The 229-nt window shown below is 70.3% G+C and carries 1 protein-coding gene; it reads right to left on the reverse strand.

What is annotated here, in order from left to right; translation table 11 throughout:
- Positions 1-229: hypothetical protein (locus tag GJQ66_RS14475; protein WP_196215965.1), on the reverse strand; the 229-nt coding region annotated here is incomplete at both ends.

A 229-nucleotide genomic window follows, 5' to 3' on the forward strand; every position in this document is an offset into this window, starting at 1 on the left:
CGCGACGGCCTCCTCGTACGTGCCGTAGCCGCCCGCCATGCCGCCGGAGCCGACGTAGTCCTGACCCAGCGCGACGGCGTACGCGACCGTCTCGGGCCACGTCGCACGGTCGGTGCTGCCGTGGCTCGACGACACCTCCAGGCCGTACCGGTCGAGGATCGCCTGGTACTCCTCGACGGGCATCGAGTAGGGCTGGTTGTACGGCTCGACGTTCCTGAACCCGGCGTTC

This window comes from Microbacterium sp. ZXX196, assembly GCF_009709595.1.
Lineage (GTDB): Bacteria > Actinomycetota > Actinomycetes > Actinomycetales > Microbacteriaceae > Microbacterium > Microbacterium excoecariae.